This window comes from Swaminathania salitolerans (genome assembly GCF_007988945.1).
Lineage (GTDB): Bacteria > Pseudomonadota > Alphaproteobacteria > Acetobacterales > Acetobacteraceae > Swaminathania > Swaminathania salitolerans.
The window spans coordinates 656,491-672,173 of the sequence record NZ_BJVC01000002.1 but is presented as its reverse complement, the minus strand read 5'-3'; the positions used below and the strand labels follow the sequence as shown (position 1 = coordinate 672,173).

Below are 15,683 nucleotides of genomic sequence, written 5' to 3'. Positions count from 1 at the left end.
GGTCGTCAGGCACTCTCTGCGGGAGGCAGCCCTGCGAGACGACGCCATCCGGCCTCGTCGCAGGTCTCGAGCCCGAGATCCGCGGCTTTCTTCGCCTTGGAACCGGCTTTCTCCCCCAGCACGACGAGGCCGGTCTTTTTCGAAACGGAATCGCTGACCTGTGCGCCCAGCCGCTCGGCGATGGATTTCGCCTCCGGACGGGTCATGCTGTGCAGGGTTCCGGTGAACACGATGGTTCTGCCCGAGAGCGGCCCTTCCTCGGGGCGGGCTTCGGGCAGGATCGTCAGCTCGGTCGCGAGATCGGACAGGGTGTCACGATTATGCGGCTCGGCGAAGAAGGCGAGAAGATCGGCGATGATCGTCTCGCCGATGCCCATGATGGAGCCGAGAGCGAGGCGCTCATCCGAGCCGATGATGACCGCAGCCTGCATCGCTTCCTGCCATGCCTCGAAACTCTGGTAATGTCGGGCGAGCAGCTGCGCCGTTCGCTCGCCGATCCGCCTGATGCCCAGGCCGAAAAGAAAGCGGCTGAACGCTATGCTGCGTCGCGCCTCGATCGCCCGCAGGAGATTGCCGGTGGAGGTTTCCTTCCATCCGAAACGTCCGAGTATCTGGTCACGGCGACGATGGAGACGGAAGATGTCGCCCGGGCTGCGCACGAGACCGGCCTCGTGAAACTCGCGGATCGACTGCTCGCCCAGACCTTCGATATCGAAGGCCGGGCGGGAGACGAAATGGATCAGGCGCTCGACGACCTGGGCCTCGCAGGTGAGCCCGCCCGTGCACCGACGGACCGCTTCGCCTTCCTGACGTTCCGTCTTCGCCCCGCAGACGGGACACAGGACCGGAAAGACGAAAGCCGGGCCGCGTTCGGCGTCTTCGGGCACAGGGCCGAGAATCTGGGGAATGACGTCTCCGGCGCGCTGGACGCGCACGAGATCGCCCGGCCGCACGTCCTTGCGTGCGATCTCGTCCTCATTGTGCAGCGTCGCCCGGGAGACGATCACACCGCCGACATTGACGGGTTCGAGATGCGCCGTCGGGGTCAGGGCGCCGGTACGCCCTACCTGGATCTCGATACGCTCGAGCCGCGTGATCGCCTGTTCCGACGGGAATTTCCACGCGATCGCCCAGCGCGGTGCCCGACCGACGAAGCCCAGACGGGCCTGAAGCGCGACATCGTCAATCTTGAGAACGACACCGTCTATGTCATAGGGCAGGGCGGAGCGTTCGCGCCCGATGCGTTCGATATAGGGGGCGATATCGCGGGCATGGGCGAGAAGGGTGGATTCCGGATTGACCGGAAAACCCCAGCGGCGCAGCGTCTCGAGATAGGCCCAGTGCGTCGGCGCGACCGGCGCCGAGGTGAATCCCTGCGCGTAGGCGAACAGGGAGAGCGGCCGTTGCGCCGTAATGCCCGGATCGAGCTGGCGCAGGGATCCAGCCGCCGCATTGCGCGGATTGGCGAAGATTTTCTGGCCCTTCGCCTGCATCGCTTCGTTCAGGGCAAGGAAATCGGCTTTCGCCATGAAGATCTCGCCACGGATCTCGATATCCTCGGGCGCATCCGATGGCAGGGTCCGGGGGATGGCATCGATGGTCAGCAGGTTGTCTGTGACATCCTCTCCCGTCATGCCGTCACCCCGCGTGGTGCCGCGCACGAGTTGCCCCCGGTGATAGCTCAGGCTGATCGAAAGTCCGTCGATCTTCGGTTCCGCGACGAAGCAGAGCGCATCGGCAGCCTTGTCGTCCAGCCCGAGGAAGCGCGCGGCTCTGGTTACGAAAGCGGTGAATTCCTCCGTCGTGAACACATTGTCGAGCGAGAGCATCGGCACGCGATGGGCGATCTTGCCGAAGGCGGAATCGGGTGCCGCGCCGATCCGGGTGCTGACATCGTGCTTTTCGCGCAGGGCGGGGTGGGCATCCTCCAGCGCCAGAAGCGCGCGTCGGGCGCTGTCATACTCCGCGTCGGAAACTTCGGGAGAATCGTCCCGATAATAGGCGTCGTTCCAGCGTGCGATCAGGCTGGCGAGCCGGGCATGTTCGGCGCTGGCGTCGGTCGGGTCCATCAATCGGCTTCCAGAAGGCTGTCGGCAGCGATACGTGCCGCATCGGTAATGGTTTCGCCTGCGAGCATCCGCGCGATCTCTTCCCGGCGCGCAGGGCGATCAAGGGGTTCCGCCAGGGTTTCCGTCCGCTCCCGCTGGACACGTTTGCTGATCCGCAGATGCTGGTCGCCCCGTGCGGCGACCTGGGGGCTATGGGTCACGACGAGCACCTGAACGTCGCGCGCCACGCGATGCAGCCTGTCGCCGATCGAGGAGGCGGTTGCACCGCCAACCCCGGAATCGACCTCGTCGAAGACGAGCGTCGGGATCGCCGACCGTTCCGCGAGAACGACCTTGAGCGCGAGCATGAGCCGCGAGAGCTCGCCTCCAGAAGCCACCTTCGCGAGCGGTCCCGGTGGCTGACCGGGATTGGCGGCAATCAGAAAGGAAGCCTGCTCCTTGCCGCGCAGGTTCCACGCCTCGGGTGCGAGGGGGAGGAGAGAGACGATAAAGCGCGCCCGGTCCAGACGCAGGGGTTTGAGTTCTGCCGTAACCGCGTTTTCGAGACGGCGGGCCGCCTTCGCACGATCGGCGCTCAGCAGTTCGGACGCGGCCGCAAAGGCCTCCCGCGTGACCCGCGTCTCCTGCTGCAGCTGCTCGATCCGGGCATTGCCGGAATCGAGCGCCTCGAGCCGGGCTTTCAGAGAGGCGAGAAGGCCCGGCAGAGCCGTGACCGCGACACCGTGTTTGCGACCCGCCGCGCGCAGGGCGAAAAGACGCTCCTCGGTTTCCTCGAGGAGGCGCGGATCCGTATCGGCATCGGCCGCGAGACGCGAGAGCAGGGTTTCCGCCTCGGCAAGTGCCTCCTCGGCTTTCTCGAGCGCAATGAGGGCTTCCTGCGCCTGGACCTCTTGCGACGAGCCGGGTGCGGGTGAATCCCCGGGCGCGGGAAGAAGGCGGGCCAGGGTCCGGCTCGCGCTGCGCAGGGCTGCGGCTGGCGCAGCGGAGCGGCGATCGCGCGGGGTCAGTTCCGACAGGGCCGCGGCGATGGCCTCGCCCCGGCGTTCGTTCTGCTGGAGTCCGACGCGCAGGGCCGCCAGCTGCTCCTCCTCGTCTTCCTGTGGGGCGAGGGCGCCGAGATCCTCGACGGATTGACGCAGCCAGTCTTCTTCGCGTCGCGTCGCTTCCATGTCCGATTGCGCGGCGGCGAGCGCCGCGGTCGTCTCGATCCAGCGGCGATAGGCCCGGGCGACAGCCTCGCGCCGTGAGGAAGAAACGCCGAACGCATCGAGCAGGTCGAGATGGGTGGACTGGTCGGCCAGCCCCATCTGGTCGTGCTGTCCCTGGATTTCCACGAGGAGGGATGCGATGCGCCTCAGAAGACCGACACCGATCGGCTGATCGTTGACATAGGCGCGCGAGCGGGCATCCGCCGTGACGGTGCGACGCAGGACGACAGGCTCGCGCGGATCGTCCAGCACGATATCCTGTTCGGCAAGAAGCTGATGAACCGGATGATCTTCCGGAATCTCGAAACAGGCGGAAACGGCAGCCTGATCCGCACCGGCCCGCACGAGGCCGCCACTCGCCCGATCGCCGAGCGTGAGACCGAGACTGTCGAGCAGGATCGATTTTCCGGCACCCGTCTCGCCGGTGAGAACGGTCAGCCCGGGGCGGAAAGGCAGCTCGAGCCTCTCGATCAGGACAACATCGCGAATCGAGAGATGGGTCAGCATGATCTGGGGTCCTGCAGGGTCCGGCCGGAGATTACGCCGGGCGCGCTCCGGCGCTCCGGCGGAAAAGCGTCGGAACGCTCAGAAAACGGCGTGCCACATGCGCCCGAAAAATCCCCGTTGCTTCGAGGTGGGCTTGACGCTGTGATCGGGCAGGAGGCCGTGATTGCGGAGGATATTGTAGCTGTAACGATACCACTGGCTGTCGGGATAGTTATATCCGAGAACAGCGGCATTCTTGCGCGCCTCGTCGACGAGGCCGAGTTCGAGATCCACCTCGACCAGTCGTTCGAGCGCCTCGGCCACGTGATTGGTCGTCTGGAAGTCCTGCACCACGCGCTGATAGCGTCCGAGTGCGGCCTCGTAGATATGCTGCTGCTGGTAATAGCGCCCGACCAGCATTTCCTTGCCCGCGAGATGATCGCGGCAGAGATCGATCTTGAGCTGCGCATCGCGGGCATAGGCCGTCTGCGGGAAGCGGGTCACGACCTCCTCGAGGGCGTTCAGGGCCTCGACGGTTCCCTGCTGGTCGCGCTGGACCTCGGCGATCTGCTCGTAATAGCAGAGCGCGCGCAGATAATAGGCATAGGCTGCGTCGGGGCTCGTCGGATGCAGGAGAAGATAGCGTTCGAGCTGCTGCACGGACAACGCATATTCGCCCTGGAGATAATATGCGTACCCCTCCATCAGCTCCGCATTTCCGACATAGCCGGAATAGGGATAATTCTGCTGGAGCAGTTCGAATTCGCCGCTCGCCAGCGTATAGCGCTTCGAGTGCAGGGCATCGATGCCGTAATTGTACAGTGTTTCGGCGCTCGCCACCTTGGGGGTTTTCGGCTGTTCCTTGTTGGAAAAGAGCGCACATCCGCTCAGCAACAGGAAACTGCTGGCCATCATTGCGCAGCCGATACGCTGGATTGCGCGCGCAGGAGTTACGTGAGGATCTGTGTTCTGATGCATGCCGACTCTTCCACTGACGAAGCGTCTTATATCATGCCTTGCCATTCGCGGAAGACCTGCCCGTAAGCGCGTCGTTTCTCAGGCCGACACGGCCAGTGTCTGTGCGGCGGCCCTGTCGGTCCCGACGAGACGCCAGTTCTCCTGCGAGGCGAATACAGCGCGCAGCAGGCGGTTGTTGAGACCGTGACCCGATTTATGTCCCATGAATCCGGCCTGGAGCGTGTGTCCCGCGAGATAGAGATCGCCCACGGCGTCCATCAGCTTGTGGCGGACGAATTCCTTGGGATGACGCAGGCCGCACGGATTGAGTACGCCATCGCCATCGACGACGATCGCATTGTCCAGAGAGCCTCCCCGGGCAAGGCCGATCTTTCTGAGGGCCTCGATTTCCTGCCGGTCGACGAAGGTGCGGCAGAAGCTCACCTCCTGCCTGAAACGCTCCGGCGTGAGGGGCATGGCATGACGCTGCTGGCCGATCACGGAGGCATCGAAATCGATGGACATGGCGAGAGCGAGCCCCGAACGCGCCGGGCGCAGCTCGGCGAAGGCGCCGTTGGCCTCCTCGACGACGACATGGCGGAGAATCTCGATAACCGCGCGCGGCGCGTCCAGCACGCGCGACCCGGCGCATTGGAGCAGGAAATCGAACTCGGCAGCAGAACCGTCGAGGACCGGAGTCTCGGGGCCGTCGATATCGATCAGCGCGTTGTCGACCCGGTTGGCGTGCAACGCCGCCATGAGATGCTCGATGGTCGCGACACGGATGGACGGGGCATCGGGATGAGCGATGACCGTGCTGAGCCGCGTATCGACCACATGGTCGTAAAGGGCGGGGATGAGGGGCGTGTCCCCGCAATCGGTACGCCGGAACACGATCCCGTGTCCTGCCTCGGCTGGATGGAGGGTCATGCGGACCTGGGCGCCGCTGTGAAGCCCGGTGCCGACGCAGGTGATGGCTTCGTTGAGAGTGGTCTGGTGAGAGGCTGCCACCCGGGTTGCGCGCGATGCGCGTCCCGGAAGGGCTGTGGAAGATCTGGCAGGCAAAGAGGGCGTGGAAGGAGCGATCGGCGTGCGGTACGGAATCTCGGCCGTGATCTGCATGACTGATATATGCTCCTTGCTGCCCGGTCTTATAAGTCCAGTATCCGAATAAAGCAGTAACCGGGAAACGGGCGCGCCGACCAGTCAATGTTTATTGCCAAACATTACGGGCTAAGGCCATGATTCAAAACGTTTTTAATCGTTTCGTTCTGTGTCTTGCCCGCAAATGCCTAGCGTCGCAGGAAGGCGGGAATATCCAGTCCGTTTTCGTCGCCGGGCTCATGACCCGAGCCGTGACCGCTGCCTCTGACGCTCTCCTCGCGCTCGACCACCGTGGGCTCCGTCCTCTGTTCCTCATAAGGGGCAGGTGCGGGCTGCGACGAACGGCCACGCAGCGCACCGGTCACGATACCGAACAGGCTGCGCGGCTGGCTCTGGGGCTCCGGTGCCTGACGCTGGGGCTGGTCGGAAAACAGACCCGAACGGGGCGAGGGTGCGGAGCCGTTCTTGGCGGCCTGAGGCGGAACCGAATGCGGAGAAGGGGCAGACTGCGCCTGGCCCTGATTGTTCCCCTGGTTCTGGCCATCGAGGGCGTAATGAGGCTGCTGACGCGGAACCGAGGCATAGGTCGATGCGGGCTGGAACGGCGGCTGGGTGCCTCCCTGGGTGATTTCCGCCCCGTCGGGAGCCACCGGTGCGTCCTCGACCGGAGATTCGGGAAGCTCTTCCGTTTCCTCTGCCTTTACGGGGCGGCTTCCGTCGATTCCGGTTGCAACCACCGAGACGCGGATACGACCGTTGAGAGAGGAATCGATGGCAGACCCCCAGATGATCGTCGCGTCCTCGGCCACTTCCTGCCTGATGCGTTCGGCAGCCTGATCGACTTCATAAAGGGTAAGATCGTCACCGCCGGTGATGTTGATCAGAAGGCCCTTGGCGCCCGACATGGACGAATCGTCGAGAAGCGGATTGGAGATGGCGCGATTGGCGGCCTCGAGCGCGCGATCCTCGCCCTCGGCTTCGCCGGTTCCCATCATGGCCTTGCCCATCTCGGCCATCACGGTCCGGATATCGGCGAAATCGAGATTGATGAGCCCCGGGGCCAGCATCAGATCCGTCACGCCGCGCACGCCCATGTAAAGGACTTCGTCCGCCATCTTGAACGCTTCGCGCAGCGTCGTGTGCATGGTGGCCATGCGGAAGAGATTCTGGTTCGGGATCACGATCAGCGTATCGACATATTGCTGGAGCTCGGCAATCCCGGCATCGGCGATCTTCTTGCGTCGCGCGCCCTCGAAGCCGAAAGGCGTGCTCACGACGCCAACCGTCAGGATCTTGCGATCCCTCGCCATCTTCGCGATCACCGGCGCGGCGCCCGTTCCCGTACCGCCGCCCATACCGGCCGTAACGAACACCATATGCGCGCCGTCGATGTGACGGCTGATCTCGTCGGCAGCCTCTTCGGCCGCAGCCTTGCCGATCTCCGGTTTCGCACCGGCGCCCAGACCCTGGGTCAGATGCGGGCCGAGCTGGACCCGTCTCTCGGCACGGGAGCCCGCGAGTGCCTGCGCATCGGTATTGGCCACGACGAACTCGACGCCCTGCAACTGCATCTCGATCATGTTGTTGACGGCATTCATGCCGCCACCGCCCACACCGATCACGGTGATGCGCGGCGAGAAGTCAGAGTAATTATATTGCGGTGCGGTAAGATTGAGCGTCATGGCGAAATCCGAAAAGGGCTGGAATCAGTCCCGAAATTCAACGAGATGACTGAAGAGCGTAATTCACAATAAGTGACTTTTTTCTTACGCGCGACCCCTAATGAAATGAACGAGCCGCTTTAGCATGCCATTCGGTCGGGGTTCGGGTGAGTCTGCGTCGTGAAATCCCCGATCGGCGCCGGCCGCCCAGGCGAGAAGGCCCGAGGCTGTCGAGAAACCGGCCGAATTCGCGCCGATCTCCGGCAGGCCGACGATGCCCAGCGGGCGTCCGAGCCGCACCGGCCGGTCGAGAATACGGGCTGCCATCGGTCCGACCCCGTCGAGAAGGGAGGCCCCTCCCGTCAGAACCACCCGTTCGCGCCCGGTACGGCCGAAACCGGCATCGTCCAGACGATCCCGGACCAGTTCCAGCGTCTCCTCGATGCGCGGTCTGATGGCCGAGACGAGTCGGGCCCGCGATACGGTGGTCAGGCTGCCCGCATTCTCGCCGATCTTCTGCAGCGTCACGAGTTCGCTGCTGTCCTCCGATGACAGTTCGGCGGCGCCGTATTTCGTCTTGAGCCGCTCGGCCTCGTCGAGCGAGGTCGAGAGCATGCCCGCAAGATCGCGCGTGACATGCAGCCCACCGACCGGAAGGAACGCGGTATGCAGCAACATGCCCTCGCCGAACACCGCAAGCGAGGTGGTGCCGCCGCCCATATCCACGACCGTCGCGCCGAGCTCGCGCTCATCGGCATCCAGAACCGAGAGCCCGGAGGCGAGAGAGGAGGAGACGAGGCTCGTCATCTTCAGTTCCGCACGGGTCAGAACCGAGTCGAGCGTACGGACCGCAGCCGTCGCGGAATCGACCACATGCAGGCGGGCCGTGAGCTGCTCGCAGACCTGCCCGCGCGGATCGACGATCCCGTAGGTATCGTCCACCGCATAGCCGATGGGCAGGGTATGGATGACCGTTCGCCCCTCGGTATAGGCCCGCGCCTGCCCCTCGGATACGACGCGCGCCATGTCGGTATCGCTGACTTCGCGGCCGCCGATCGGCATGCGTGCATTGAAGAGCCGGCTTTCGGGATGGCCGCAGGACAGATTGACCGCAATCGTGTCGAGACGCCGGTCGGCGGCATCTTCCGCCTGGCCGACCGTGGCCCGGATCGCCTGTTCGGCCTCCCTGAGATCGACGATGTTGCCATTGCGTATGCCGCGTGAACGACGCCAGCCATAACCGAGAACGCGCAGGCTCCCATCCGCCTCGCCGCGTCCGATCAGGCAGGTCATCTTGGTCGAGCCGATATCGAGAACGCCGAACGTGCCGAACCGCCACCCGCGCGGAATGGCAGGCTCGTCGGCGGGAGGCAGGGAGAGGATATGCTCTTCCGGGCGCTCATGACCCGACCGTCCCGTGTTGACCGGCAGGAGCGCGCGGCTGCGGCGTCGGCGCTTGCGGGGGGGCTCCTTCTCGGTGACCACGAGATCGTTCATCGGGGTGTGGCTCCATCTGGACTGGGGGAAGAGGGATGGCGGGTCTGATGCGACGCGGATGAAGAGGATGGCGGGGCGGATTCCGGCCGGGCTTTCTGCCCCGAGGCGGAGGATGCGCCCTGCGATCCGGGTGCCTGGTGGATGATCATCCTGTCGGGCAGTCTCATATCGATGGAGGTGACGGGGCGTTCCAGAAGCCTGAATCGCGTCTGGTATTCTCCGAGCCGGCCGAGGGCGACATCCTCGCGCCCTTCCGGCAACAGGACCGAGGTGCCGTCGCGTAGTGTCAGGGTCCAGCGCCTCTGCCCGATCCGGGTTGCCGCGATGACGAACGCCCTGACATCCGGATGCGCGTTGAGCGCATCGACCAGAGCGGAGGCCGCGGTATTCGCGCCTTCACCCACCACCAGGGGGAGCTTGAGAAAGGCCTGGCCGTTCTTTCCCTCCAAACCCTGATCGGGAACCTTTTCTCCGGCGCGGTTGATCAGGATGAAACGCCCGCGATCCTGCCAGACCGCGATGGGACTGCGCTCGACGATCTTGATCACCACCGTGTCGGGCATGTGGCGTTCCACCGTCGCGTGATCGACGAAAGGCAGGGCGTCGATACGGTCGCGTGCAGCCGAGACGGAGAACCCGAAAATGGGCTGTCCGACCGTCGTGCCGAGCGCGTTCATGAGTTCGTTCTCTCCGGTGAGGCTGCGGCCCTCGACACGGATCGTCTGGATCCGGAACGGGATGTACTGGACGAGCTTCGCCCGATAGGGCGCAAAGCGCAGATCGGAGGTGGAGAGCCGCAGGGCCGCCGCGCCAGCGAGGCAGAGAACCAGAACGAAAGACAGGCCGAGCAGCGTGCGCAACCCGCGTCGGTGGCGCCGCACGAACAGGACGAGCCGCGAAGGGCGATCCTGGTTCATGGCGCCACGGGTCGGCATGTCCTCCCGTCGCTTCATTGCGTGGGCAGCCCCCGTCTTTCGAGTGCTTCCCTGACGATCCAGTCGCAGAGATCGGGATAGGATATCCCGCAATGCGCCGCCTGCTCGGGCAGGAGCGAGGTCGGTGTCATTCCGGGTTGCGTATTGACCTCGAGAAGGACCAGACGCGACGTATCCTCATCGAAACGGAAATCGGACCGCGTCGCGCCCGAACAGCCGAGCGCCCGGTGAGCTGCCTCCGCATGGCGGAGCGCCTGCTCGAAGATTTCAGGCGGGAGCGCGGCGGGCAGATGATGCACCGAGCATCCCGGGGCGTATTTGGCATCGAAATCGTAGAAATCTCCCGTCGGAGAAGCCGCCACGATATCCGTCACGGTCAGGGCGCGATCGCCGAGCACGGCAACGGTAAGCTCCCGGCCCGGAATGAAGGCCTCGACGAGCGCTTCGCGTCCGTAGGCCCAGCGTCTGGCGATATCGGCCCGTCTGTTGTCGCCCTCACGCACGATCTCGACACCGAAGGAAGACCCCTCGGCCACGGGTTTGACGACATAGGGCGGGGGGAGAGGGTCGGCCTCGGCCAGCGCCTCCATCGTGACCACCCGCCCTTCCGCGACAGGCAGTCCCGCGGCGGCGAAGACCCGACGCGATGCATCCTTGTCCATGGCCAGCGCCGATGCCCGCACGGAGGAATGCGTATAGGGAAGGCCGAGCCATTCGAGCACGCCCTGTATGGCGCCATCCTCTCCGAGCGGCCCGTGAAGGGCATTGAACACGACGTCGGGCGCAGCCGCGCGCAAGGCCTCGATCGTCGCGATCAGATCCGCTCCGGCATCGACCGTCGTGACGCGATGCCCGGCTTCGTGCAGAGCCGCCGCAACGCCGGCACCGCTCCGGAGGCTGACGGAACGTTCGCTCGATGTGCCTCCCTGGAGGACCGCGACGGAAAGGCTCTTGCTCATGCCAGTTCTCCTGTTGGCGACAGAGCGGGGGCGGGCTCGCCCAGACGCTTGATCTCCCATTGGAGGGAAATGCCGCTCTTTTCCAGTACCCGGCGGCGCACTTCCTCGCCAAGTCCCTCGAGCGCGCTGCTCGTGGCATTGCCGAGATTGAGGAGGAAGTTGCAGTGTTTCTCGCTGACCTGCGCGTCCCCCATACGAAGCCCCCGGCATCCGGCTTCATCCACCAGTTGCCAGGCCTTGTATCCCTCGGGGTTGCGAAACGTCGAACCGCCCGTGCGGGCCCGGACGGGCTGTGCCGCCTCGCGCGCGGTCTTGATCCTGGCGATATGGGCGCGGATGGTTGCGGGATCGCCCTTGCGGGCATGAAGACGCGCGCGCAGCACGATGCCGCCTGCAGGCAGCGTCGCATGACGGTAGGAAAACCCGAGCGCCTCGTTCGACAGGCGTCTGATCGCGCCGTCCGGCGTCAGGATCTCGGCCCAGTCGAGTACGGTCCTGATATCCGACTCATAGGCCCCGGCATTCATCACGACTGCGCCGCCGATGGAACCCGGAATGCCGGCGAGGAACTCCAGCCCCTCGAGACCAGCCTGCGCCGCCCGCTCCGCGACGATCATGTCGAGCGCGCTCGCACCCGCGACGAGACCGTCCTCCTCGATGAGGATTTCGGAAAACCCGCCCGCCATCCGGACGACCAGCCCACGGACGCCGCCATCGCGCAGGATCACGTTGGAGCAGGCGCCGAGCATCGTGACCGGCACCGTCGCGGGAAGAGCGGAGAGAACGTCCGCGAGATCTTCGGCATCATCGGGGACGAAGAGCGCTTCGGCAGGGCCGCCGGTGCGAAACCAGCTTCTCGGGCCGAGCGGCGTCTCGAAGCCCAGACGGCCGCGCGGCGTCAGCCCGCGCAGGATCTCCGCAACGGACCCGGTCACGATACGCTCTTCCCGTTCAGAGCGGCGAGCTGGCCCGGAAGCGCATGCGCCCAGTTGGTGATGGTACCCGCGCCGAGACACACGACGAAATCGCCGGGCTTTGCGATGGCATTGATCATCTCCGCCAGATGTTCCGGCCCCGGAAGCGGCACGACCGAACGATGACCGCGGGCGCGGAGACCCTCGATGAGCGCATCGCGATCCATCCCCTCGATCGGTGCCTCGCCTGCCGCATAGACGTCGGTGACGATGACCGTCCCGGCATCGTTCATACAGGTGCAGAATTCGCCGAACAGCGCCTCGAGGCGCGAATAGCGATGCGGCTGCACCACGGCGATCACGTCGCGCGCGCCTGCCTGACGCGCGGCGCGCAACACTGCGGCGATCTCGACCGGATGATGACCGTAATCGTCGATCACCGTGATGCCGTTATAATCGCCGCATCGCGTGAAGCGCCGTTTGACCCCCCGGAATCCTGCGAGGGCAAGGCGGATCGTCTCGTCGCTGATATCCATCTCGCTCGCGACTGCGATGGCCGCGAGGGCATTGAGCACGTTGTGCTGGCCCAGCATGGGCAGGCGGAAAGGACCGGCGCGCCGCGTCGTCTTCTGGGTGCGGTTGGTGATGACGACCTCGAAAGTGGCTCCGAGACGGTCGGTAATCAGCTTGTCGGCGCGGATATCCGCCTGGGGGCTGAATCCGTAGGTGACGATGCGATGATCCGAAAGCCGGGGAATCATCTGCTGAACGGCTGGATGGTCGATGCACAGGACGGCAAAACCGTAGAACGGGATATTCGAGACGAACTGATCGTAGGCCGCCTGCATCGCCTCGGCCGTTCCCCAGTGATCCAGATGTTCGGGATCCATGTTCGTGACGACGGCGATGACGGCGGGCAGGCGGAGGAAGGAGCCATCGCTCTCATCCGCCTCCACGACCATCCAGTCTCCCGAGCCCATGCGCGTATTGGTGCCATAGGCTTCGATGATGCCGCCATTGATCACGGTCGGATCGAGACGGGCCTGTTCGAGAACGCAGGCGACGAGGCTGGTCGTCGTCGTCTTGCCGTGGGTTCCCCCGATGGCCACGGCCCAGCGCAGGCGCATCAGCTCGGCGAGCATTTCCGCACGTCGCACGACGGGAATGAGCCGGGCCCGCGCCGCCACGACCTCCGGATTGTCCTTCCGGACCGCCGTCGAGGTCACGACGACCTGCGCCCCGCCGAGATTGGCCTCGTCATGGCCGATCGCCACGGCAATGCCGAGCTTGCGCAAGCGCGAGACATTGGCGTTCTCGCTGATGTCCGATCCCTGCACCTTGTAGCCCAGCATATGGAGAACCTCCGCGATTCCCGACATGCCGATACCGCCGATACCGACGAAATGGATGGTTCCAATGGAAAGAGGCAGAGCACGCATGAACCGGGCTTTCACAGTAACGACAGAAACAGAAGGAAGGCGGGCGGGGGCGGAGGGGGGCGGAAGGACGCGGGAAGAAGGACCGGACGGAACGATCGCGACGTCAGAGGCGCCGCGCGGGGAGGAGAGGAAGACCTCCGTTCAGTCCTCTCCGGCCCGGGCTATTCGTGCCTCGACCAGATCGGCGAGAAGGCGCGCGCTGCCGGGATGGGCGAAGCTTCGCGCCGCGCGGGCGGCAGCCGAGAGACGGTCGGGATCGCCGAGGAGCTGTCCCAGAAAGGCGCTGAGGGAATCCGGGGTGAAGGCGTCCTGACGCATCATCCACGCGCCGCCGTGATCCATCAGCTGTTGCGCATTGGCGCCCTGCTCGTCCGAGGCCGCGATAGGAAGCGGGACGAGCAGGGAAGGGCGCCCCGCTATGGCAAGCTCGGCCACAGAGGAGCCACCGGCCCGCCCGATGACGAGATGGGCTTCGCGCAGGCATTGCGCGACGTCGGTAAAGAAGGGCGAGAGCGTACAGTCTATCCCCGCTGCCTCGTACTGCTCACGGACCTTGGGAATATCGTTTTCATGGACCTGCTGGGTGACGTGCAGTCGCGCGCGGAATCCTGCCGGCATCAGCGCGAGCGCGGCCGGAACGGTTTCGGAAAACACGCGCGCGCCGAGCGAGCCGCCCCAGACGAGAAGATGGATCGCTTCCTGCGGCGGCGTATATGTCTCCCCGGCGAGGGCCTCGATCCCGGGGCGCACGGGCATGCCCGTCAGCGTCGTCGGCAGCCCGAGCGGCAGCCTGGCCACGGTGGGGAAAGACGTCGCGATCGCGGATGCGAAACGCGAGAGCAATGCGTTCGCCTGTCCGAGAACGGCATTGCCTTCGTGCAGAACGATCTGGATATCGTTCCGACCGGTCAGGAGACAGCAGCCGAGAATGGGCGGAACCGAGGGATAGCCACCGAACCCGATGACTGCGGCAGGGCGCAGCGTGCGATGAAGCGCGCGCGCCGCCCAGGCACCCCGCAAAAGCGCCGTTACGCCGCGCAGCTTTGCCAGCATGCCTTTTCCTGCAACGCCGGTCCCGGGCAGGACATGCTGGGGACGATCCGCGAATATGCCGCTCGTACGCCGTCCGGCTCTCTTGTCCGTCATGAGAACGAGATCGTGGCCTCGCGCGGCGAGCTCTGTCGCCAGGGCTTCCGCGGGGAAGAAATGCCCTCCCGTACCCCCGGCGGCGATGACGATCGGTCGGCTCATGAGATCGGTCCTTCCCGAAGCGAGGTCCAGTGACCTCCGGTGGCGTACTGGGCACTGATCGGACTGGCCGAAACCTGATGCCGCGTGAGGGCCAGTACCATGCCGAGGGTCAGCGCGATGGAGATGGCGGAGGAGCCGCCATAGGAGATGAGAGGCAGCGTCATGCCCTTGGTGGGAATGAGATGCAAGGTCGAACCCATATTGATGAAGGCCTGGAGCCCGAACCCGGCCACCAGACCCGTCGCCGCCGTGATCACGAAGGGGTCGCTCTCGCGCATGAGCTTGAGGAGCGTGCGGATGACGATCACGAGAAAGACGAGAATGATCCCGAGACAGATGATGAGCCCGTACTCCTCTCCGGCGACGGCGAAGACGAAATCGGCATGGGCGTCGGGAAGCAGATCCTTGACACGCCCCTCGCCCGGACCGCGCCCGGTCAGGCCGCCATTGCCGAAGGCACGCAACGCCGTATCGATCTGGTAGTGATCGCCGACATTGGGATGAAGGAAGCGCTCGACGCGCGAGCGCACATGCGGGAAGGCGACATAGGCACCTGCGAAGGCCGCAATCATGGCGCCCACCCCGGCGCCGACGAAAAGAAGGGGCAGACCATCCACGAAGAGCTGGATGAAAAAGACCATCGTGATGACCGACAACATGCCGATATCGGGCTGCGCCTTGAGCAGAAGGAGGATGAGCGCGAAACAGGCAAAGGCGATCAGCATCCCCGGAAAGCGGATCGATCCGAAAATGACCCTCCGGCGGCGCTCGGCGAGGAGCCAGCCCGTCATGACCGCAAAGAACGGCTTGAGGAATTCGGAAGGCTGCACCGACATCAGGGGAAGGGCGATCCAGCGGCGTGCGCCCTTGATCTCGACACCGTGGACCAGCGTCAGAAAGGTCGCGCCAAGGGCCAGAATGCCGCCGATGAGCGCGAGACGCTGGACGGCCTGACGCGAAAGCGAGGAGACGACGAGAACGACCCCTCCGGCCAGAAGAAGAAAGACCACCTGCTTGAGGATGAACATCTCGCGCGAGGCGCCGATGCGGACCGCGACGGCCGGGCTCGCTGCCAGCATCAGGATGTAGCCGAGCGCGATGAGAATCCCGACACAGCTCAGGGTGACGCGATCGATATTGCGCCACCAGCGTCCGATTCTGGATGTGTCGACACGCGAGAGTCCCGCCATCGATCCCTACTCC

12 protein-coding genes are annotated in these 15,683 nt (G+C 65.0%); all 12 read right to left on the bottom strand.

Translation table 11 applies throughout. From position 1 onward, the window contains the following. Positions 1–5: 5 nt before the first annotated feature. The 12 genes from ligA to SSA02_RS06940 all read right to left on the bottom strand — a co-directional run bounded on the left by ligA (position 6) and on the right by SSA02_RS06940 (position 15,670). The gene (gene ligA / locus SSA02_RS06995) at positions 6–2,069 is read right to left on the bottom strand and encodes an NAD-dependent DNA ligase LigA (RefSeq protein WP_147093305.1); all 2,064 of its coding nucleotides are present in this window, start codon (positions 2,067–2,069) and stop codon (positions 6–8) included. After that, positions 2,069–3,784 (bottom strand): DNA repair protein RecN, encoded by a 1,716-nt coding sequence (gene recN / locus SSA02_RS06990; protein ID WP_147093304.1) that lies wholly within the window; start codon positions 3,782–3,784, stop codon positions 2,069–2,071. Before recN ends, ligA begins: the two co-directional genes overlap by 1 nt. Before the next feature lie 78 nt (positions 3,785–3,862). After that, positions 3,863–4,678 (bottom strand): outer membrane protein assembly factor BamD, encoded by an 816-nt coding sequence (locus tag SSA02_RS06985; protein WP_371859196.1) that lies wholly within the window; start codon positions 4,676–4,678, stop codon positions 3,863–3,865. A 141-nt stretch (positions 4,679–4,819) separates the two neighbouring features. Then, a complete protein-coding gene (gene lpxC / locus SSA02_RS06980; protein ID WP_147093302.1) occupies positions 4,820–5,842 on the bottom strand; it encodes a UDP-3-O-acyl-N-acetylglucosamine deacetylase in 1,023 nt (340 codons plus the stop codon). Positions 5,843–6,012: 170 nt separating this feature from the next. Next, a complete protein-coding gene (gene ftsZ / locus SSA02_RS06975; protein ID WP_147093301.1) occupies positions 6,013–7,506 on the bottom strand; it encodes a cell division protein FtsZ in 1,494 nt (497 codons plus the stop codon). 84 nt (positions 7,507–7,590) lie between these two features. Further along, positions 7,591–8,982 carry a cell division protein FtsA gene (ftsA, locus tag SSA02_RS06970; RefSeq protein ID WP_147093300.1) on the bottom strand — a complete coding sequence of 464 codons (1,392 nt, stop codon included), beginning with the start codon at positions 8,980–8,982 and terminating at the stop codon, positions 7,591–7,593. Continuing rightward, the gene (locus SSA02_RS06965; protein ID WP_246103680.1) at positions 8,979–9,917 is read right to left on the bottom strand and encodes a cell division protein FtsQ/DivIB; all 939 of its coding nucleotides are present in this window, start codon (positions 9,915–9,917) and stop codon (positions 8,979–8,981) included. Before SSA02_RS06965 ends, ftsA begins: the two co-directional genes overlap by 4 nt. 14 nt (positions 9,918–9,931) lie before the next feature. After that, positions 9,932–10,876 carry a D-alanine--D-alanine ligase gene (locus SSA02_RS06960; RefSeq protein WP_147093298.1) on the bottom strand — a complete coding sequence of 315 codons (945 nt, stop codon included), beginning with the start codon at positions 10,874–10,876 and terminating at the stop codon, positions 9,932–9,934. Continuing rightward, a complete protein-coding gene (gene murB, locus SSA02_RS06955; protein WP_147093297.1) occupies positions 10,873–11,811 on the bottom strand; it encodes a UDP-N-acetylmuramate dehydrogenase in 939 nt (312 codons plus the stop codon). Before murB ends, SSA02_RS06960 begins: the two co-directional genes overlap by 4 nt. Then, on the bottom strand, positions 11,808–13,229 hold the full coding sequence (gene murC / locus SSA02_RS06950; RefSeq protein WP_147093296.1) for a UDP-N-acetylmuramate--L-alanine ligase: 1,422 nt from the start codon (positions 13,227–13,229) through the stop codon (positions 11,808–11,810). The genes murB and murC overlap by 4 nt, the downstream gene beginning before the upstream one ends. 141 nt (positions 13,230–13,370) lie before the next feature. Continuing rightward, a complete protein-coding gene (locus SSA02_RS06945) occupies positions 13,371–14,480 on the bottom strand; it encodes a UDP-N-acetylglucosamine--N-acetylmuramyl-(pentapeptide) pyrophosphoryl-undecaprenol N-acetylglucosamine transferase (RefSeq protein WP_147093295.1) in 1,110 nt (369 codons plus the stop codon). Further along, positions 14,477–15,670, bottom strand: coding sequence for an FtsW/RodA/SpoVE family cell cycle protein (locus tag SSA02_RS06940; RefSeq protein WP_147093294.1), 1,194 nt, complete (start codon positions 15,668–15,670; stop codon positions 14,477–14,479). Before SSA02_RS06940 ends, SSA02_RS06945 begins: the two co-directional genes overlap by 4 nt. Positions 15,671–15,683 lie beyond the last annotated feature (13 nt).

Coding starts and splice junctions, on each gene's coding strand:
- ligA (WP_147093305.1), bottom strand. CDS start 2,069: ATGGACCCGACCGACGCCAGCGCCGAACATGCCCGGCTCGCCAGCCTG.
- recN (WP_147093304.1), bottom strand. CDS start 3,784: ATGCTGACCCATCTCTCGATTCGCGATGTTGTCCTGATCGAGAGGCTC.
- SSA02_RS06985 (WP_371859196.1), bottom strand. CDS start 4,678: ATGATGGCCAGCAGTTTCCTGTTGCTGAGCGGATGTGCGCTCTTTTCC.
- lpxC (WP_147093302.1), bottom strand. CDS start 5,842: ATGCAGATCACGGCCGAGATTCCGTACCGCACGCCGATCGCTCCTTCC.
- ftsZ (WP_147093301.1), bottom strand. CDS start 7,506: ATGACGCTCAATCTTACCGCACCGCAATATAATTACTCTGACTTCTCG.
- ftsA (WP_147093300.1), bottom strand. CDS start 8,982: ATGAACGATCTCGTGGTCACCGAGAAGGAGCCCCCCCGCAAGCGCCGA.
- SSA02_RS06965 (WP_246103680.1), bottom strand. CDS start 9,917: ATGCCGACCCGTGGCGCCATGAACCAGGATCGCCCTTCGCGGCTCGTC.
- SSA02_RS06960 (WP_147093298.1), bottom strand. CDS start 10,876: ATGAGCAAGAGCCTTTCCGTCGCGGTCCTCCAGGGAGGCACATCGAGC.
- murC (WP_147093296.1), bottom strand. CDS start 13,229: ATGCGTGCTCTGCCTCTTTCCATTGGAACCATCCATTTCGTCGGTATC.
- SSA02_RS06945 (WP_147093295.1), bottom strand. CDS start 14,480: ATGAGCCGACCGATCGTCATCGCCGCCGGGGGTACGGGAGGGCATTTC.
- SSA02_RS06940 (WP_147093294.1), bottom strand. CDS start 15,670: ATGGCGGGACTCTCGCGTGTCGACACATCCAGAATCGGACGCTGGTGG.